This is a genomic window from Gardnerella sp. c17Ua_118 (genome assembly GCF_055804255.1).
In genome coordinates, this window is the sequence record NZ_JANUYT010000001.1 from 1,224,469 (window position 1) to 1,243,697 (window position 19,229).

18 protein-coding genes are annotated in these 19,229 nt (G+C 41.1%); 1 reads left to right on the forward strand and 17 read right to left on the reverse strand.

The window, feature by feature from the left end:
* Positions 1–32: 32 nt before the first annotated feature.
* Entirely contained in the window at positions 33–1,400 is a 1,368-nt protein-coding gene (locus NYP69_RS04835; protein WP_415702687.1) for an ATP-binding protein, read from the forward strand.
* 99 nt (positions 1,401–1,499) lie between these two features.
* On the opposite strand, the gene nucS is transcribed toward NYP69_RS04835, so the two are convergent.
* From nucS to NYP69_RS04920, 17 genes are all read right to left on the reverse strand, one after another.
* Entirely contained in the window at positions 1,500–2,294 is a 795-nt protein-coding gene (gene nucS / locus NYP69_RS04840; RefSeq protein WP_004131090.1) for an endonuclease NucS, read from the reverse strand.
* Positions 2,295–2,369: 75 nt separating this feature from the next.
* Positions 2,370–3,842, reverse strand: a complete 1,473-nt coding sequence (locus NYP69_RS04845) for an amino acid permease (RefSeq protein WP_473410679.1) — start codon at positions 3,840–3,842, stop codon at positions 2,370–2,372.
* Between the two features lie 112 nt (positions 3,843–3,954).
* The gene (locus NYP69_RS04850; RefSeq protein ID WP_473410680.1) at positions 3,955–6,771 is read right to left on the reverse strand and encodes an ABC transporter permease; all 2,817 of its coding nucleotides are present in this window, start codon (positions 6,769–6,771) and stop codon (positions 3,955–3,957) included.
* A 21-nt stretch (positions 6,772–6,792) separates the two neighbouring features.
* Entirely contained in the window at positions 6,793–7,494 is a 702-nt protein-coding gene (locus tag NYP69_RS04855) for an ABC transporter ATP-binding protein (RefSeq protein WP_473410681.1), read from the reverse strand.
* Between the two features lie 84 nt (positions 7,495–7,578).
* On the reverse strand, positions 7,579–8,199 hold the full coding sequence (locus NYP69_RS04860; RefSeq protein WP_004131086.1) for a DUF5701 family protein: 621 nt from the start codon (positions 8,197–8,199) through the stop codon (positions 7,579–7,581).
* A gap of 51 nt (positions 8,200–8,250) precedes the next feature.
* Positions 8,251–9,318: an aspartate-semialdehyde dehydrogenase gene (locus tag NYP69_RS04865; RefSeq protein ID WP_473410784.1), complete on the reverse strand. Its 1,068-nt coding sequence runs from the start codon at positions 9,316–9,318 to the stop codon at positions 8,251–8,253.
* 31 nt (positions 9,319–9,349) lie between these two features.
* A complete protein-coding gene (locus tag NYP69_RS04870; RefSeq protein WP_032819130.1) occupies positions 9,350–9,919 on the reverse strand; it encodes an ACT domain-containing protein in 570 nt (189 codons plus the stop codon).
* A 143-nt stretch (positions 9,920–10,062) separates the two neighbouring features.
* Positions 10,063–10,827 carry an aspartate kinase gene (locus NYP69_RS04875; protein ID WP_004131083.1) on the reverse strand — a complete coding sequence of 255 codons (765 nt, stop codon included), beginning with the start codon at positions 10,825–10,827 and terminating at the stop codon, positions 10,063–10,065.
* A 181-nt stretch (positions 10,828–11,008) separates the two neighbouring features.
* On the reverse strand, positions 11,009–11,617 hold the full coding sequence (recR, locus tag NYP69_RS04880; RefSeq protein WP_018632978.1) for a recombination mediator RecR: 609 nt from the start codon (positions 11,615–11,617) through the stop codon (positions 11,009–11,011).
* A complete protein-coding gene (gene dnaX / locus NYP69_RS04885) occupies positions 11,618–13,960 on the reverse strand; it encodes a DNA polymerase III subunit gamma/tau (protein WP_473410682.1) in 2,343 nt (780 codons plus the stop codon).
* Positions 13,961–14,091: 131 nt separating this feature from the next.
* Positions 14,092–14,496, reverse strand: coding sequence for an Rv3654c family TadE-like protein (locus NYP69_RS04890; protein WP_018632981.1), 405 nt, complete (start codon positions 14,494–14,496; stop codon positions 14,092–14,094).
* Positions 14,493–14,954, reverse strand: coding sequence for a TadE family protein (locus tag NYP69_RS04895; protein ID WP_473410683.1), 462 nt, complete (start codon positions 14,952–14,954; stop codon positions 14,493–14,495). The genes NYP69_RS04890 and NYP69_RS04895 overlap by 4 nt, the downstream gene beginning before the upstream one ends.
* 201 nt (positions 14,955–15,155) lie before the next feature.
* Entirely contained in the window at positions 15,156–15,431 is a 276-nt protein-coding gene (locus NYP69_RS04900) for a DUF4244 domain-containing protein (protein WP_004132315.1), read from the reverse strand.
* Between the two features lie 151 nt (positions 15,432–15,582).
* Positions 15,583–16,200 carry a type II secretion system F family protein gene (locus NYP69_RS04905; protein ID WP_115757037.1) on the reverse strand — a complete coding sequence of 206 codons (618 nt, stop codon included), beginning with the start codon at positions 16,198–16,200 and terminating at the stop codon, positions 15,583–15,585.
* A 75-nt stretch (positions 16,201–16,275) separates the two neighbouring features.
* Positions 16,276–16,914: a type II secretion system F family protein gene (locus tag NYP69_RS04910; RefSeq protein ID WP_016795458.1), complete on the reverse strand. Its 639-nt coding sequence runs from the start codon at positions 16,912–16,914 to the stop codon at positions 16,276–16,278.
* Between the two features lie 95 nt (positions 16,915–17,009).
* Positions 17,010–18,044, reverse strand: a complete 1,035-nt coding sequence (locus tag NYP69_RS04915; protein WP_004131070.1) for a CpaF family protein — start codon at positions 18,042–18,044, stop codon at positions 17,010–17,012.
* On the reverse strand, positions 18,025–19,158 hold the full coding sequence (locus NYP69_RS04920; RefSeq protein ID WP_473410685.1) for a CpaE/TadZ family protein: 1,134 nt from the start codon (positions 19,156–19,158) through the stop codon (positions 18,025–18,027). Before NYP69_RS04920 ends, NYP69_RS04915 begins: the two co-directional genes overlap by 20 nt.
* Positions 19,159–19,229: the final 71 nt, after the last annotated feature.

Genomic DNA, 19,229 nt, shown 5'->3' on the forward strand with positions numbered 1-19,229 from the left:
CGTTGTAATATCAACATTAAAAAGAGTAAGCCATGAAACGACTAGCATTACAAAAATTAATCGCCTGGAATAGTAAACCAAATCGCAAGCCACTAATAATATGGGGTGCGCGTCAGGTTGGCAAAACGTATCTAGTAAAAGATCTATTTGCAGAAAAGTATTATAAAAATAGCTATATTTACATCGATCTTAAAAAAGAAGATGAGGTTCGTAACTTTTGCGAAAGCACAGCAAACGCAGAAAAAATTATAGAATACTTGTCTTTGCGATTTTCCAAGGCTATAGATGAAGGTACTTTGCTGATTTTTGACGAGATCCAAGAATGCCCAAATATTATTTCGTCGCTTAAATATTTTTGCCAAGATTTTAGAAAAATTCACGTAATTGCAACGGGTTCAATGGTGCGAATCAAATTGCATCGCGAAGCTCACAAGCAAAATTCGTCTAAATCAGCAGTTGGTCAATTCCTCTTTCCAGTAGGCAAAATTGACCAGATAACAATCTATCCAATGACTTTTGGTGAGTTCCTACTAAACAATAACAGTCTTTTATATTCTAAGGTGCGTGAAGCTTATGATTCTAAGCAAGCGCTTTCTGCCGAAATACATAATCTTGCGTTAAGCGAGGTGTATAAATATTTGCTGATTGGAGGTATGCCAGAAGCAGTAGAAGCATATATTGAACGTAAAGATTTACTAGAATCGCGTGAGATTTTGCGCTCGCTTTATGACAATTATCTTGCAGATATGGAGTTGTATCAAGCAAGTAGCGAATCGATTTTAAGATCTCGACTTTTATTTGAGAATATTTTTAGAGAGCTTAACAAGGAATCAAAAAACTTTTCAGCTGGTCTTATTAAAAAAGATAGTAGAACTAGAGATTTTGCTACGTCCATTCAGTGGCTGCTTATGACCCATATTGTTAATCAGTCATTCCAACTCAAAGAGCATATAACCATGCCGCTTATGCAAGAGAACGAAAGTAATTTCCGACTATTTTTGTGCGATATTGGCATGTTCTCGTATCAAAGTGCCATAAATGCAGCATCTTTTATTTCAAACGAAAGAGACAATACTCTATCTGGAATTTTCTTTGAGAATTACGTTGCGAATGAACTTAGTGCAAATGGTTTAAATCTGTTTTATTGGCGTGGAAAATCGGATTCGGAATTGGAATTTATAGTTGAATCAAATAACAAGCTTTTTCCGATTGATGTTAAAAAAGGCAGAGGAACTCTTAATTCTTTAAATAAGTTTGCAATGCACAACAAGTTTGAGTTTGCAATAAAAGTTTCTAAAAATAATTATGGCTATGATGCAAATCAGAAAATCGCGACTATGCCATTTTATTTTATGACGTTTGTTGCTGGCGATTTGGCTGCTGGAACGCTTGAGATTTAGTGACTGTGACTGTATGACGTGACTGTGTGGATGCGGACTGTGTGGATGTGTGGATGCGTAACTGTGTGGATGCGCTAGGATAGCGATTCGTGAGTATGCCTAAAAAAGTCGCAGCTCGTTTGAATCAGCACCGCGCATATCGTCATAATCCAAAATAAGGCAAGTAAATCCTCTATCTTGCGCAAGAACGCGTGCTTGTGGACTAATCGTTTGCGCTGCAAAAATTCCGCGAACGGGCTTAAGAAGTGGGTCGCGGTTTAGCAACTCGCAATATCGCGTAAGCTGCTCAACGCCGTCAATGCCGCCATTTCGCTTGATCTCAATAGCAACGTGAACGCCGTTAGAATCCTTAGCCATAATATCCACTGGTCCAATCGCAGTAGGGTATTCGCGGCGAACAAGCTTTGCGCCTTTGCCAATGCGTTCAATTTGCTCTGCTAAGTAATGCTGTAAATGCTCTTCCACGCCGTCTTTAACAAGACCTGGGTCTTCGCCTAAATCGTAGGAAGAATCGCTATAAACGTGTTGCAAAACTATGCGAAGTATGTCGTTGCCCTTTTTTGCTGCGATTTTTAGAACAGTTCCATTTGCAAAAACAGATTCGGCATTAGACACGGTATTAGATTCTTCGCTAGATTCATTAGATTCGCTATCTAATTCAGATTCGCCAGATTCGCCAGATTCACTATCAGATTCTTCAGAATCGCCAGAATCCTTCTCAACGTGCATCGTGCACGGAGCAACCATCCAATTTAGTGGTTTATAAGAGCCAATCTCCGAAAAAATAAGCACGCTTCCGTCTTCTTTAATAAGCAAAACGCGCTTAGCTGTTGGAAGACTTGCGTTAAGCCTACCCGTGTATTTTGCACTACAATCCGCAACAATAATTCGCACACAAAAAGCGTAGCATAAATCGCGTAACTATCTGCACAAAAACTATCTACCCAAAACTTCCGCTAAATCGCGTAACTATCTGCACAAAGCTTCCGCTAAATCGCGATTTTGCCAGCGCTGATGCAACGCGCAATAGCCTCCAAAAAGCAAGAGCCAAATAAGGCCGCCAATCGCAGATCCGCGAGTGTCTTCGCTAATAAACAGCGTTATGTACACAAACACAAAGAATGCAATCGTTAGCGAATTAAGCAACTTATAGTGCGGCATAACAAATCCGTCTGGCATAAAATCAGCCGAAGCGCGGTACTTTCTGTGCGTAACCATAATCAAGATGTAAATCATGATTATTACTGCCGAAGACGCAGAAGCAAACACAATAAACGCGCCATGCACTCCAGGAATCGAGTTAATAATCGGCGAGAAAAGGATTAGTGCAGCAGAAAAAATGATTGCTCGCGCAGGAACCTTAGTGCGCGAAACTTTGCGCAAATGCGAAAGAACAGGAGAATTAGATTCTAACGCAATTTGATACATGTGTCTTCCTGCAGAATAAAGCAGCGAATTAAGCGCAGAAGACGCTGCCGTAATAACAACAAAGAACACAAGCGCCGAAGCCCAATGAAGCCCCGCATAGTGGAAAACCATAATAAACGGAGACATATAAACGCCTTTAGAATCGGTAGCTTTAAATTGTTGCCAAGGAACAATCAGCATGATTGAAGCAAGCGCTCCCACGTAGAAAATCAAGATTCGCATAATGATTTCATTAATCGCCTTTGGCAAAACTTGGCGAGGATTCTTGGTTTCCGATACTGTAACGCCTACAAACTCAATAAGCTGGTATGCGTAGAACACCATTTGGAAGCTCATCAAAAATGCCAGCCATCCATTTGGCATAAGCGAGAAGTTGTTGAAAATATTGTCAAAGCCTGCGTGACCTGCAGGATTTGCAACGCCACTAATCTCCGTTGCAGGGTAATGGTAGCCAATAATAACCATAACTGCAGCAGTTACAATAAGAGCCACAATCAGCGTGATTTTAATCATTGAGAACCAAAACTCTGTTTCTCCAAACAGCTTTACAGCAACCAGATTTATGCACACTAAAGCAGCCAAAAACGCTACTTCTATAAGCCATTTCCAGCTGCTAACGTCTATGCCAAAAGTTTGGAAGAAAGTAACGCAATACGTGCTAACTGCTGTAATCTCACTCATTCCAATAAGCACAAGTACTATCCAATACGACCATCCTGCAAAATCGCCCCAGCCTTTACCTAAATATCGTGTAATAAAGCTAATAAAAGTGTGCTGGTTTGGGTCTTTATACATGAGTTCGCCAATGCCACGCATAAGCAAAAACATGATTAGGCCAACAATTATGTACACAAACATAATGCTTGGGCCTGTAAGACTAATGGATTTGCCCGAGCCTAAGAATAGGCCAGTGCCGATTGTTCCACCTATAGCAATGAATTGAACGTGTCTTTTTGTAAGGCTGCGCTCCATCTTGTTAGTGTGACCATTGTTAGTTTGGTCAATATCACTCATTGCTATAACTCCATTCTTTTAGACGTGAGCTTTCAATTTTATAGGAACCCTTAAATATTGGATTATTTATATTATTTGAATTATTGTTAAACATTTTTTAACGCATATAGGATTATTCCACACTTTTAAGCGAACTTACAGGGTCAATGCGGTCCAATGCGGGATTGGTTGACCATTGAACAATCAAAGCAAAGATTAGCGTTGCAAAGCCAGCAATCGCATAGCTTAGCCAAGATACCTCGACTTCAAAATACAGTGCTGGCATTCGCAAGGCGTTTGTTAGCAAGCCAGCAACTAGTCTTCCTAGTGGTAAACCAACTAGAATACCAATTAAAGTAAGAGTAAGCATCTCCTTATGCACGTAAGCGTGAACTTCTCTACGGTAGAATCCAAGAACTTTTAGCGTTGCCATCTCTCGCGAGCGCTCCGAAATATTTGTGCTTGCTAACGTGAATAGCACGGCTAATGCTAAGCCAGCAGCCAAAGTTACTATAAGCGCTACAACAGCATTCATTAAATCGAAGCTAAACGAATGTTTCATGCGCGTAATGCTCATAACAGCTAGAATGCCGCTTCTGTTTGCAAATTGATCTGCGTAACGCATTTTTGCGTCATCATCTCCGCGAAGGCGCATCATTAGTGCATTATTCTTAACATTTTTCCCATCTTTAAAACCGAATATTCTTTCATAGCAACGAGAAGTCATATAAATGTTTGAACCAATAAGATTACGCACAATTGCGCGCAACTTCACTTTTGCACGCTTAAAACTTGAGTTGGTTATTGTAATGTAGTCTCCACTCGAAATGCCCAGCGATGATGATGCGCTTTGTGAAAGAAGCGGACCCGAGTCATCAAGCGAAATATTTTGCAAATTATTGTTAACATCTTGAAGGCGAATCATTTTAGACAACGTTGCCGAATCTTTAACAACTACGATTTGCACGCTTTCGGAATCTTCAACGCTGCTATTATGTGATTTGCTATTAGATTTGCTGTTAGATTTACTATTAGATTTACCATTAGAATTACCATTATTCGCATTGCTTTTTGCGATTTCTCCAGAGCTAATGTAGGCAGGCAAAATGGCATCAACAAGATTGTTGGATTTATCTTTTTGCACGCTTTTCTTCATATTCTGGAATGCATCTGGAGTAGAAATAGAAATCATATCGTAGTGATAAATTCCGTCATATTGGCGTATTCCAAGAGTTGCTACAGTATCGTTTAACGCTAAAGCACATACGATTAATGCCGTGCAACCAGCTACGCCACCAATCGTCATAAATAATCTGCTTTTAAAACGAGCTAGATTTCTTATAGATACTTTGTTTAGGAAGCTTAGACGATTCCAAATAAAAGGTAATCGTTCAAGAATCACGCGTGCTCCAGCTTTTGGAGATTTTGGACGCAATAATGCCGCTGGAACTTGCCTTGTCTCCCTCCAGCTTACGATTATTGTGCATATTGCAACTGGTATTACAAACGCGAGCACACAAAGCGAGCCGTAAAGCCAGTCGTATCGCAAAACAACTCCAGGAACTGTGTACAATCCGCGCAAAATCTTAAGTAGTAAAGATGGAATCGCTAAGAATCCTAGAATATCGCCTATTCCACCACCTATAAAGCATGCAAAAATCGCAAAGAAAGCGTGCCTTGTTATTGCTGCGCAACGACCATACCCTAAGCTTAAGTACGTTCCAATTAGCCCTCGCTCTTCTTCTACCATTCTTGCCATGGATGTAAGGCTCATCATCATTGCTACTACAAGAAAAAGCACTGGGAAGGCATATCCAAGTGACTGAATTGAGGCAACATCAGAACGCAAGCGAGTATAGCTCCCGTTTGATATGCGAGTAGTAATATACCATTTTGCTTTAGGAACATTCTTTTTTACTTCTGTCTTAATTTTTGCGTAAATTTGCGCACGAGCCTTAGCTAAAACCGAGTTGGGAGCGTTTTTAAGCATTGGCATGTTGGCTATAGTTTGATCTACTTTTTGATTAGTTTGGTCTTCTATAACTTGATTTGTACGCGCTTCTTCGCAATCATTTTGCACGCCATTTTTAATTTGGTTTGAAGCATTTGCCACAATTGCGCGATACTTTTGTGAAAAATCGTTAACTCGTTGAGTCTCATCTAGGCGCACAGAAATAGACGTGTATGGAAGATTATTTGTGTTTTCAGTAATCGCAGAGGTAAAAATTGGGTAGCGAGATATTACAGAATTGCGGAAAGCTTTTGATTGATACCCTTTTGGATTGTCTAAATCGTTTATGTCTAGCACGCTTCCTGTGATTAGAAGCTTATATTTTTGATTTTGATTCGGTTGATTAGACGAATTATTTTGATTATTTTGATTAGCATGATTAGCGTTCTGTTGCATACTCAAAAACAGTGTGCTACCAACGCGCAACCCACTATCGTGCAAAAATCGCTCAGTTACTACAGCTTGACGATTATTTGTTGGCATATTGCCACTAAGCAAATGTACTCGATTTAGCTTTTTAGAATCGTGATTATATTGCACAACGTTCATTGCATAAGATGAGTCGGCATTATTTGAAGGATGAGCAGTAGCTTTAAAAGACTTTTCTGCCTCTGCTTCACTAACAAATGGCAATTTTTTGATTGATTTAACATCGTTTTTAGTCAATCCAAGAGTGGAAACGATTTGTAAATCGTAAGCTTTGAGCTTAGAGTAAGTGTCATCTGCTCCAAGAAGCATATCGTTGCATCCTGCATAAATGCCAGTCATAACAGCAACACCAAGCATTGCTATAACTGCTAGTATGCAAAAGCGACGCCATTCGTGAATCCACATTCTTACAGCGCTAATAAAAACTATTGGCAAAATAGAGTGTGTGCGCTTATTGCGAATCGCAATTTTGCGCTTGATTTTCTTAGATTTTACAGTCTCAATACTCACTACAAATCACCACTCTACAAATCACCACTCAATATCTGCAATTGCCGTAGGATTTTCTTGCACTGTTTCGCTTATAACTTTTCCAGAATGGAATCTCACAACCTTATGAGCCATAGGAGCAAGTGCAGCATTATGTGTAATAATAAGAACCGTCATTCCTTCTTTTTGGCAAATATCTTGCAATAATTGCAAAACAGCTTTTCCAGTTTCGTAATCTAACGCACCCGTAGGCTCATCGCATAAAAGCAACTTAGGTTTTTTAGCAAGTGCGCGTGCAATAGAAACTCGCTGCTGTTCGCCTCCAGAAAGTTGTGCTGGAAAATTATTAAGTCTTTTTTCCAAACCTACGTCAATAAGCGTTTGTGCTGGATCAAAATGATCTGAGCAAATTTGTGAAGCAAGCTCCACATTTTCTAATGCAGTCAAGTTTGGAACAAGATTATAGAATTGAAAAACAAAGCCAATATCTTCTCTTCGATACTTTACTAATCCGCGGCCATTTAACTTTGTAATATTTAAATCACCAACAGTTACACTACCGCTTGTTGCTGTATCCATGCCACCTAAAATATTCAATGCTGTAGTTTTACCTGCACCCGAAGCGCCTAATATTACGGTGAGTTTACCGCGTTCGGCAGTAAAACTAGCATCATTTAGCGCGCGCACAACACTTGAGCCAGATGGATACTCTTTTACAACATGATCAAAAGTTATGTACGCCACAATACTCCTTGCTTACTGACTACTTAATTGTGCTTTCGCTATTAATGTTTAATTTTAATTTATTCGGTTAATATTTAATTCTATTTATTGGAATAGTGATACGCCACGCCTTGCTGTGCAATATGCGTTTCCAAGCCAAGTGTGCCTTGAATTTGGCCAAACAGCGCCAAGACGTGCGGCTCCTTGACTTATCCAAATACTTGGAACCCTTCCATCGGAGCTTTTTGAGCCTAAAAGATTAAAGCCATTTTTGCTTTCAAGCCAATCAGGATGCTGCGTTGCAATCGCTAATCCTTCTTCTAAAGTTAAAGGAAGGCGCTCGTCGGAGTCTATAAGCTTTCTGGCAACATCTGGCTCACGATTCAAATACGATGTGCCCGTATGCGGGTCAATCGCAAGGTAAAATGGTCCTTCTGGAGGCTCAAAACCATCTTGAGGCAAGAAACTAGCTATATCTCGAGGTGGCATTGTTGTAAAACCGGCCATTCTCTCAATGCTAGTTCTAGAAATCAAGGATTCTGGCGAAACCAGCTCGCGAGTAGGCACAAGAAGAATGTTTGTTCCCAAATCGCTTTGCTCAAGCGCGCGAATAAGTGGCAATGCTAAAGCGCGGAACGCCGCTGCACTCATATCTGCAACATCTGGGTAGCCAAGGGCAACAATGCGGTCAAGCTGCTTTTGTATTTCTTGCGAAGCAATAGACATAGTTATATTTTACGTAAAATTTTCTACAATCGCGAGTGCGACTTGGCTTTATTAATACGCAAATCCGCGCTTTTTAGCTACGATTTCCGCCAATTGCACAGCGTTAAGAGCAGCGCCCTTGCGAAGATTGTCGTTTGTAATAAACATTGCTAATCCGTGTTTTCCATCAACCGCTTGATCTTGGCGAATGCGGCCAACGTAGCTTGCAGACTTTCCTGCAGCAAGTTGCGGAGTAGGAATATCGTCTAGTGCAACGCCGGGGGCTGATTTTAGCACTTCGCGAGCCATATATGGAGTTACATCGTGCTCAAATTCGGCATTAATGCTCATTCCGTGACCCGTAAAAACGCCCACGCGCACGCATGTGCAACTCGCTGCAAGCTTTGGCAAGTGCAAAATCTTACGACTTTCGTTGCGAAGCTTTTGCTCCTCGTCGGTTTCTTGCGATCCGTCATCAACAATCGCGCCAATAAATGGCACAACGTTGAATGCGATTGTGCGCGCAACTTTTGTTGGTTTCGGAAAATCAATCGCATCTCCATCAAACACAAGCTTATCTGCGCCCTGATCTAAAGCCGCTTGCGCTTCGTTCATAAGTTGCAACGCGCCAGCTCTGCCAGCTCCCGAAACCGCCTGGTAAGAAGATACAATAAGTCGTTTTAAGCCAAAAGCGTCAGAAAGTGGTTTTAGAACAGGCATGCACGCCATTGTTGTGCAATTTGGATTAGCAACAATCCCACGCGGAATATCGTTCAAATCTTGCGGATTTACTTCTGCAACTACAAGAGGCACATCGTTATGCATACGCCATTGAGAAGAGTTGTCGATTACTATTGCGCCAGCATCCGCAAATCGCGGCGCCCACACTTTGGATGTTCCGCCGCCTGCAGAGAAAATCGCAATGTCAATTCCGCTTAAATCTGCTTTTTCTACGTCTTCTACAACAACATCTTTGCCGCGATAGTTCAAAACGGTTCCAGCAGAGTGCGCGGAAGCCAAAAATCGCAAGTTTTTAATTGGAAAATCGCGCTCGTCTAATACGCGGCGCATAACCATTCCAACTTGGCCAGTGGCACCTAAAACCGCAAGGTTTACGCCTGTGTTGCTTATAATTGCCATTTTGTCTCCCTTATTTTGCGATTTTGCGCGATCAGCGCCCGCTTCCTCCATAAACAACAGCTTCGACTTTGCTTGCGTCCAATCCGTAAGCCGTGTGAAGTGCGCGAACCGCCTCGTCGAGCTGCTTTACTGGAACAATCGCCGCAATGCGAATCTCGGATGTAGAAATCATAAGAATATTAATTCCGTGATTGCTTAGCGCTGTAAAGAAGGTGGCTGCAAGACCAGAATAAGTTTTCATTCCAACGCCAACAACTGCGACTTTTCCAACAGAAGGGTCCACATCCATAGACGTAAATTGCAATTCTCCGCGCGCGCCCTGCAAAACCTTGCAAACGGCGTCCAAAGCCGAGCTTGGAGCTGTAAGAGATATGTCTGCCGTCTCGGTAGATGCGCTTGCCTGAGCAATCATGTCTATGTTAACGTTTGCTGTAGCAAGAGTCGTAAACACTTTTGCTGCGTTTCCAGGCTTGTCTGGCACGCCTCTAAGAGTAATCATGGACTCGCTTCTATCGTGTGCAACGCCAGAAATTACAGGAGTTTCTGGTCCTAAGTCTGGGAATAAATCGCCCATTGTGGAGCGAATATCTACATTTGTCATTTTATTTGCTATTGTATTTGCCATTTTTGCCGCCTTCTGTCTATTGCTTCTGCTTATTTACTGTGTCTTACGTTTCGTCTTATTTTGTGTGTTTTATTTTGTGTTTTATTTTTGTGTATTATGCCTATATTTTTAATAAATAATTAGCTTAGATTTGGCAGACTTTTTGGATCTACGCCATTAGGAACAACCAAAGTGCCATTTCTGTGAGAAAACGAGCTGCGAACATGCAATGGCATACTAAATCGTTGTGCATATTCAACGCATCGCAAAGCCAAAACGCGCGATCCACAAGACGACATCTCTAGCATTGAATCGTAGTCAATAACGGGGATTCGCTTTGCTGTTGGAACAATTCTAGGGTCTGCTGTAAAAACGCCATCAACGTCTGTGTAAATCTCGCAAATATCTGCGCCCAAAGCTACAGCCAGCGCCACTGCAGAAGTATCTGAGCCGCCTCGGCCAAGCGTTGTGTCGTCGCCAATTTCGCTGATTCCTTGGAATCCTGCAACAATAGCAACACTGCCTTTTTTAAGCGCGTGTTGAACGCGATCTGGCTTAACAGCGCGAATATGCGCCGCTCCAAATTGCGCGTCTGTCATAAAACCAGCTTGCGACCCTGTAAAAGAGTATGCGTGCGAGCCTTGCGCGTGAATCGCCATTGCCAGAAGGCTCATAGAAATGCGCTCGCCTGCAGTCATAAGCATATCCATCTCTCTGGCAGGCGGATGTGCGTTTACACTCATTGCTTGGTCAATAAGATTGTCTGTTGTATCTCCCATAGCCGAAACAACAACCGCAACGTCGTTTCCAGCAGCTTTTGTGTCGAGAATCCTTTTTGCTACGCGCTGAATTGCGTCCGTGTCTTCTACAGACGAACCGCCGTATTTCTGCACTATAAGAGCCACTTTAACCCCTTATGTTCAGCTGTTATGCTTCTAAAGCACGCGCGTTAGAAGAACTAATCTAAAATCAGACTACAAAATCAGATTACCAAGCGTGCTCTATTTATTTTTATTTTTATTTTGCAATATATTAGTGGCGTGAATTTTGGCGAGCGGCTGCTTGCGATTTTTCCGCGTGCAATCTCTAAACATCTTGCCTTCCTGCAAACGCGCGCCCAAGAGTCACTTCGTCTGCATACTCAAGGTCTCCACCAACTGGCAATCCGCTTGCAAGCCTAGTCACCTTTATATCAAGCGGCTCAAGCAGTCGTGCTAAATACGTAACTGTTGCTTCGCCTTCTATATTTGGATCTAGCGCTAAAATAACCTCTTTTATTTGCGCGTCTTTTAAGCGCTCAAGTAGTTGCGTTATTTTTAAGTCTGCAGGTCCCACGTTTGCCATTGGATTAATCGCTCCGCCTAAAACGTGGTAAACGCCTGCGTACTCGTGCGTGCGCTCAATGCTCATAATGTCTTTTGGCTCTTCTACAACGCATATTTTTGTGTGATCTCTTCTAGGGTCTAAGCAAACAACGCAAGGGCTTTGTTCGCACACGTTACCGCAAATTTCGCAAAATCGCACGTTTTCTTTTAAGTCGTTAATCGAGTTGATTAGTTCTTGCGCTTGCGCGTTAGAAGACGAAAGTATGTAAAATGCAATTCGTTGTGCGCCTTTTGGGCCGATTCCAGGAAGGCTAGAAAATGCGTCTATAACTCTGCCGATTGCGCCTTCGTACGATGACACATTATGCATTTATTCCTCTTGCTTTCTTTTACGAGCACGCGCGTTTTTAGGATTATTTGGGTCGCTTGCGCCGAATTCTTTTACAGATTTGACTTCAAACATTTTTTCCAAGTCGTCTATGCTCAAATTTGTAGCGGATTCTAAAGACTCGTCTTGCATTGAGCATTCGTCTTCTTGAGCGCCATTTATGCCCTCTGCAGAATGAGTTTGTGCTTGCGACGGAGCTTGTTCTTGCAATGATTCTTGCGATTGATAAGCTTCTTGCGTTTCTTGCACGTTTTGCGCACTGTTAAATGGCTTTATTGCTTGCTTTTCTTGCTGACTATGCAGTGCTTGCGATTGCTGAGTTTTATCTTGCGACTGCGTTTTATTTTGCGCTCGCGCAGGTGCAATTGCGTCTCCCATTGGAGCGGAAGCCATACTAGCCCAAGCGTCATCTTGTGATGCGTCTAAATGATCATCTAAAGGGTTATCTAAATGATCATCTAAAGAATTATCTAAAGGGTTATCACCGCCTAAAGGGCTATCAGCATTTAACTCGCTTTTCTCGCTTGTGTTTTTGCCAAATCCTTTTACAATTCCAGCTTTGCGCATAAGTAATTCGCGCTTAACTTGCGCAAGCTTTTGCGGATCCATTTTTGCTACAGACTCAACTTTTTGTCCATTTTCCGCAACAGAATCAGGCGCGATTGAAACATCTTTACCAAAAACGTCTTTTACTTTGCTCATAACAACAACTGGCACTTTTTTGCCATCGTAAGGAGCAGTCGTGCAAAGAGCAAGAGCAAAAGCATGCTGACTTATAGGCTCATCAAATGTTAAAACAAGCTTTCTTTTTAGCGGATTGCTTTCGTCTAATCTAACTTTTGGAACGTGATTTCTTTCTACGTATTCGCGAACATCGCTTGGAAGACTTTTAACAAGATTGTTCCAAGCTTCGTCAACGTCTAAAATTTGAGGCGCGCTTGTAGTTGCGCTTGCATTTGCATTTGTGCTAGCGTTTGCGTTTTCTGGCTGTTCTGGCCACTTTGCAACTGTTTCTGCAGTTTCAATCGTATTTGTAATAACAGATTTTTGAGTGTTTTGCGCATTGTTTTGCATTATGCTTGCAGACTCGGTTGCGTTTGTAAACCCAGCTGCATTTGCATTTTTAGTTGCATCGGCCGAGCCAATAAAATGCTTTACGTTCGCTTTTGGCGCTTCAACATTTTTTGCATAAACTTGTGTTTGAATGTTTTCGCTCGAATCCGTTCTAGTGCAAAGTAAGCGTGCAACAAGAATTTCAAGATTCATTCTAGGCGAAACAGCATTTGCCATTCCCGAAAAAGCATTATTTACGATTTCTGCCATTTTAGACAAGCTTCGCAAAGTGAGCTGACTTGATTGACGTTGCAAAACTTGCATGTCTTCTGGCGATAAATCCCCAAGCAAGTTTTTAGCACTATCTACTCCAGCAGAAGCTAATAGTAACAAATCGCGCAAGCGACCAAGTAAATCTTCTACAAACTTGCGACTATCGAAGCCTCCAACAATAACCTTTTGCACAGTTTCGTAAAGTTTTGCTCCGTCTTTTTCAATAAGAGCGTCAACAACATCTCCGATTAAGTTAGAAGGCGTAAATCCAAGAAGAGCAACCGCAGAATCTAGCGATATAACGCCATCTACGGAGCCAATCATCAATTGATCTAGCACAGAAAGCGTGTCTCGCATGGAGCCGCCACCTGCACGCATGGCAAGTCGAAGAACGCCTTTTTGTGCTTTAATGCCTTCTTTTTGGCAAATACTCTCTAAATACGGCCCCATTACTTCTGGCGGAACAAGCCTAAACGGGTAGTGGTGAGTTCTGGAGCGAATTGTTCCAATCACCTTATCTGGCTCAGTTGTAGCAAAAATAAACATAACGTGCTCAGGCGGCTCTTCCACAATCTTAAGCAAAGCGTTAAAGCCTTGAGGAGTTACCATATGAGCTTCGTCTAAAATAAAAATCTTATATCTATCTCTTGCTGGTGCGAATCCTGCGCGCTCGCGTAATTCTCTAGCGTCGTCAACGCCGTTGTGGCTTGCTGCGTCTATTTCTACAACATCTATAGAACCTGGGCCGCCTGTTGCAAGATCTTTACAGCTTTGGCATTTTCCGCACGGCTTAGAAGTTGGCCCTTGTTCACAATTAATGCATCGCGCTAAAATTCGTGCCGAACTTGTTTTTCCACATCCGCGCGGTCCAGAAAACAGATACGCGTGCGTAATTTTGCCTTGATCAAGTGCTCTAATAAGCGGAATCGTAACCTGATTTTGACCAATAACACCTTCAAAAGTGTCTGGTCTATATCTTCGATACAACGCAAGTGCCATAACTATAACCTACCGCCAACTAGATATTAACTTGAATCCGCTTACTGTTTAAGCAAATCATCTGTTCCATTTTAATCATCTAAGTACTAACATGCTAACGATGCGCACTCTACTACATGCTACATTATGGTTCACTCGCTACAATCCACTAAACCCGCTTTAGCGCTTACGGTTATTCTAGAGGCCATTGGAACGTGTAAAGGAACGCTTAATTTTAGCGATATGTCGTTATCTTTTTCCACACAAGACTCGATTTTTGCATTGTTTGCTGTAGCTGTGTTTTGCGCGATTTTGCAAGCGTCTCCGTTCATGTTCTGTATAGCAACCGCTCCCGATATTGCCGATGCATTTGCTAACGCATATGCGCGATGTTTTGAAACAAGAATCGTTCCAATAACCGCACAAAGAACCAGAATAGAGCAGATTGCGGTTACTAATCCTATGCCAAGCATAGTTCCAGATCCGCAATCCGCTCCGTGTAAATGTTTAGCTTTTAAGCATTGCGTTATTAATCGCTTAGCTCTTTTTTGATTCATATTAAAACCTGACTAATGCGCGCTTCTACTTGCATTGGCAAAATCTTCAGCGGGTCTGGCACAACCGGGCAACTAACAACAATATCTGCCATATTTCCAACATATTCGACTTTTACAGAACTATTTTTTCCAGATACTTTATGCACTATATTTTGAGCTTCTTTAGAATCGTGTGTAGATGCAATGTAGTAGGCAACTTGGCCTGCTGCATCGTTGCAATTCATTGTATTTACTACTGATTTGCCTAAAAAAATTAACACTATAGCAAGAATCGCAACTGTAGGTAGAATAATCGCAAATTCTGCGGTTACTGCACCTGAATCTTTAACATCTTTAACATCTTTAACATCTTTAACATCTTTAGTGAATTTAGTGCTTTTAGTGTGCTTGTAACTATTTATGCTCGTATTTTTTGCATTCCTTTTGTTGAAAATATTCAAAAACGTATAATTCTTCATTTTTCTCATTTCTTTCGCATTAGTGAATCTCCATTATTAGTGTTTATGCTTAGTTCTTTAGCATTCGTTTAATCTTGTTTTAATCTTGTTTAATCTGAATCTTGTTTAATCTCATCGAATCTTGTTAAATATCAACAAGAGCTTCATAATGTTTCACGCAATGTTTCACGCAGTGCTTAACAACTTATATTCTTCTTTACATTAGCTAACGTGCAAAGCTCTTTTAACAAGTTCGCCAATAGCTTTGTGCACAGCATCCGACTTAGCAATAGCAATAAGAACTGTTGCAAAAGCTGTAGCAGCTATAAGAACAACCGCATATTCTGCAGTAACCGCTCCTTCGTCTAGTTTCTTTAGACTGTTATTCAAGCGGTTTTGCATACTATTGCACGCCTGTTCTGCTTTAATCAATCCTTTGTTTGCGTTTGTTGTAAACTCGCAACAAAGTTTTGAAAATGCTTTAGCAATTGTTTTCATGTTACTTACCTTCCTTTCTTTTATTTATTGTTTATTTTTTATTTATGTACCCAGTTTGGATACAAATTTTTTAAGTGCCATTTTTAAGACTTTTATATGCGACTTTTTATATAAAATCGTTTTCACTGCGATTTTTCACTGCGATTTGCAGCTAGTGCATAAATGATGCAACTGTTGGCAAAATGCCAACAAAAATAAACGCTGGCAAAAAGCACAATCCAACTGGCAAAAGAAGTCGCACAGAAAGTTTCGAACTTTCTTTTTTTGCAACATTCTTCATTGATTGCTCGTAGTTTTGCAAAACGGCGTTAAGTACTGGTACGGGGGAGCTTCCGTAAATCCAAGATTCACGCAAAGAATTTTTTAGCCATGTGCTTAAAATCAAAGATGCGCAAGCGTTCTTATCTTTTTTACTAAAGCAAACATGTGGCTCGCTCCAAGCTTCTCTCCAAGTGCTGCCAGAGATAAGCGCTTTAGAAACGCGACTTAGCCAAATTCCTTTTGATGCAGGCAAAGAACAACCGACTACGTCTAGTGCTCTAGTTATTGCAACACCACTTTTTAGTGCAACTATTATCATTTGCAAACCAAGAATCGGATCTATATCGCTTAGTATGTTTTGTCTAAAGTCGTAAGTGTTTTGCATAAAAACGCTCGGCTTAACAGCGCGCTCATAGAGTGAGCTAGATGCCATTTGCTTAGAAAAAAGTTTGCACAAAATAATTATGTATGCAACTAAAATAAGCCAAATAATAATTGCTCTTAGCATTTATCCTCCTTTACTGCATTAAGTTTTGACTAAAATACTTCTTTGATTACTTCGTAGATTATTTTTGATTGCGTTTTAATTGCCATTAAAAGAAGCGGATTGCATTGCGTTTCTAGAATTTTTAAGAATGCGCGCAACCCAAATAACTCCAACCGCGTAAAATGCCATTCCAACGCTTAAAAGCGTATATCCTTTGTAGCTAGTAAAAATCATTAGTATTGGGTTTGCTCCTAAAAGCTGACCAGTTAAAAGAGACAAAAATGGCAGTGCAATAAGCAACTTAATAGTGGCTTTTGGCATTGCAAAAACTTCCGCGCTTAAATCATCAACCCTTTTGTTTGCATAATAAGAATCCGCAACAGATTGAACGCAATCTGCCATTGGGCAGCCAATCGAATTACTTAATTTGTATACACTCATAAGAGATTGCGCTATTTTACGAATGTCTTTTTGTTTTTTGGCATTTTTATAATTTTTTGTATTCTTTGTATTCTTCGCGTTTTTGAAAGAGCTATCTAAACTAGACGTGATTGTGCTTTCGCTTAGTCTAGAATCAAACCACTGTAATATGGATTCTGCATTTATTTGCTTGTTGTATGCTTTGCGCGCATTGCCATTAGCATTGCAATCTGAGCATACGCCAATAATTGACTCAAACGAAGCTCCCGATTTTAATGATGCAACAAGAGATGCTAGCGACTCTTCAATACTCATGTTAAATCCTTTGTTAGCTTTTATTTTGCTTGTTAGTTTGCTTGTTATTTTGCTTGTTAGTTTGCCTTATTTTTGCCCGTTTTGCTTTTTGCTTGTTAAGCTCTTAAAACTATTTGCGAATTTAGTGGCAAATGCCATTTAGACGAAAACTCTTTCCATGCTAAAGTGGCCTCTATTTGCGTGTCTTTAACTCTTAAAACAGGAACGCCTTCTAGTGCGCCAGAATCATTAGATCTTAAAACTCCAAGCTCCTTTACAACGCGTATCCCGTTTACGCGCTCAACGTGAATAACAACGTCGAATGCGTCTGCAGCAAGAGCGCAAAGTGCCATTGGCTCCAGCCCTGCGAGCAGACCAAGTGCCATTAATCGCGCTGGAACTTTTTGTACTTTATCTGCGTGCAAAGTCGTCATTCCGCCTTTGTGTCCGCATGTAAAAACGCGCAATAAATCAGCGATTTCTTTGCCTCTGCATTCTCCTAAAATGATTCTGTCTGGTCGCATTCGCAAAGTGGCTTTTACAAGCTCTTGTAAATCAATGCATCCTGCGCCTTCAACGTTTGCTTCTCTTGTTGCTAAAGAAACGTAATCGTTAGAAACACAGCCCAATTCCCTAGTTTCTTCAACAGTAACTATTCTGTCTTTTGGATTACAAGAAGCTAATAGAGCCTTCATAAGTGTTGTTTTTCCCGAACCCGTGCTACCTGTAATCAAAATATTTGCGCGACTCTCAACAAGCAAATAAAGAATCCTAGATAGCTCAATTGGAAACATGCCTTTGCTGCTAAGTTCCGTTAAACAGTAGTGCTTTAGCGCAGGGAAGCGAATCGAAATGGCAGCTCCGCTCAAAACTATTGGTGCAATAAGCGCGTGAATTCGCACACCAAGTGGACTAGAAGCGTCTGCAATTGGGCATGCGTCGTCTAATCGTTTACCCAATTGAGCACAAAGCCAGACGGCATATTCGCGCAAAACACTGGGATTATCAAACGGGATTCTTGGATTGTATTCATTAAGCCCAAGTCCAAAGTCTGCCCAAACTCTTCCCTCGTCTGTAACAACAATATCCGTTACATTTGGATTATCTGCAATATCTTGCAAAATTCCAAAATCAATATCTTGTAAAGCCATGCCTACCACCAACTATTTTTGAAAATCTGCCAAACGCATAAGAAGAATCACCTTGCGTGCTAGATGCCATTAAACCCGATTTGCGCGAGTCGCCAAGCAGCCATATGGTGATTTTTTCTACCGCACTTTGCGCGCATTTTGGTATGCTTCTAATCCCATACCCACCAATTATGTCTTCGTACATCTTAGAATCGTGACCAATTGGGCCTTCTACATTGCAAAGTAAATAATCACAAGCTTCTGTAATCTCTACTGGGCAAAATCTGTTAGAAAGTCCGCGTGGATTTAAGCCTGCAACAATATAAGTTAGATTTTCCGCGTAATTTTTATGATCCAACTCTAGGTTTTGCAAATGCGCTCGCAATCGAGCTAAACCTAAAACGCTAAGCTCCGATGCAAAAATTGTTGGAACATTCGCTAGAGTTGGAAGACTTTGTAAAAGCCTTCTTGCCGAAAATCCAGATCCAATATCTACAATCACAACGTCGCAAGCTTTAGCAAGACCTCTAATTGCGGCCTCAATAACCCATGGCTTAGGCTCCTGATTTTTCCAAGGTGAGTAGGCCAGAATATCCACATTGTTCCAATGCAAAAGCTCGCAACGCAAAACGTAACCGTCTAGTCTTCCTAAAGGAGCTTGAACCTCTTGCAATCTTCTGCCTTCGTCTTGCTCCAATCCAAGTAGAACATCTAAACCGCCATTAGAAATATCTGCATCGATTAAAGCTACAACGTATTTTTTACTAGCAATATTGCTTGCAAGAAGTGCAAGAGTAGTGCTTAAGCCAATTCCGCTATTTGCTGCAGAACCAATTACAACATTTTTTGGAAAAGGCTTTAGCGAGTAGTTCAAGCTTCCAGTAGTTTTTTGAGCAACACTATTATTGCGATCGTCTTGAAGAACACGATTGCTTATAACGCCAAAATCTTTGTTAAACGTAGGATTTTCAGCCAGTTCACAACTGCGATTAAAAGATGCAATAACAGTTGAGTCGTTAACATTATTAGACTGATTAATGGCGTTTTTAAGCGCGCTCGCTTGCGGAGGGTATGTGTTAAGTACCCTAGCGGCGCACGAAGGCGCATCGTAATTATCAATACTCATATTGCTCATGCAGCTATTGAATCGCATACAAAATAAATAAGCAATACTTTTGTAAGAATGTGGTTAAAGGCTCAATAAAC

What these genes read in the sequence shown, in the direction of transcription:
- NYP69_RS04835 (WP_415702687.1), top strand. Translation starts at nt 33, where the DNA reads ATGAAACGACTAGCATTACAAAAATTAATCGCCTGGAATAGTAAACCA.
- NYP69_RS04845 (WP_473410679.1), bottom strand. Translation starts at nt 3,842, where the DNA reads ATGAGTGATATTGACCAAACTAACAATGGTCACACTAACAAGATGGAG.
- NYP69_RS04860 (WP_004131086.1), bottom strand. Translation starts at nt 8,199, where the DNA reads ATGTCTATTGCTTCGCAAGAAATACAAAAGCAGCTTGACCGCATTGTT.
- NYP69_RS04865 (WP_473410784.1), bottom strand. Translation starts at nt 9,318, where the DNA reads ATGGCAATTATAAGCAACACAGGCGTAAACCTTGCGGTTTTAGGTGCC.
- NYP69_RS04870 (WP_032819130.1), bottom strand. Translation starts at nt 9,919, where the DNA reads ATGACAAATGTAGATATTCGCTCCACAATGGGCGATTTATTCCCAGAC.
- recR (WP_018632978.1), bottom strand. Translation starts at nt 11,617, where the DNA reads ATGCATAATGTGTCATCGTACGAAGGCGCAATCGGCAGAGTTATAGAC.
- dnaX (WP_473410682.1), bottom strand. Translation starts at nt 13,960, where the DNA reads ATGGCACTTGCGTTGTATCGAAGATATAGACCAGACACTTTTGAAGGT.
- NYP69_RS04890 (WP_018632981.1), bottom strand. Translation starts at nt 14,496, where the DNA reads ATGAATCAAAAAAGAGCTAAGCGATTAATAACGCAATGCTTAAAAGCT.
- NYP69_RS04895 (WP_473410683.1), bottom strand. Translation starts at nt 14,954, where the DNA reads ATGAAGAATTATACGTTTTTGAATATTTTCAACAAAAGGAATGCAAAA.
- NYP69_RS04900 (WP_004132315.1), bottom strand. Translation starts at nt 15,431, where the DNA reads ATGAAAACAATTGCTAAAGCATTTTCAAAACTTTGTTGCGAGTTTACA.
- NYP69_RS04905 (WP_115757037.1), bottom strand. Translation starts at nt 16,200, where the DNA reads ATGCTAAGAGCAATTATTATTTGGCTTATTTTAGTTGCATACATAATT.
- NYP69_RS04910 (WP_016795458.1), bottom strand. Translation starts at nt 16,914, where the DNA reads ATGAGTATTGAAGAGTCGCTAGCATCTCTTGTTGCATCATTAAAATCG.
- NYP69_RS04915 (WP_004131070.1), bottom strand. Translation starts at nt 18,044, where the DNA reads ATGGCTTTACAAGATATTGATTTTGGAATTTTGCAAGATATTGCAGAT.
- NYP69_RS04920 (WP_473410685.1), bottom strand. Translation starts at nt 19,158, where the DNA reads ATGAGCAATATGAGTATTGATAATTACGATGCGCCTTCGTGCGCCGCT.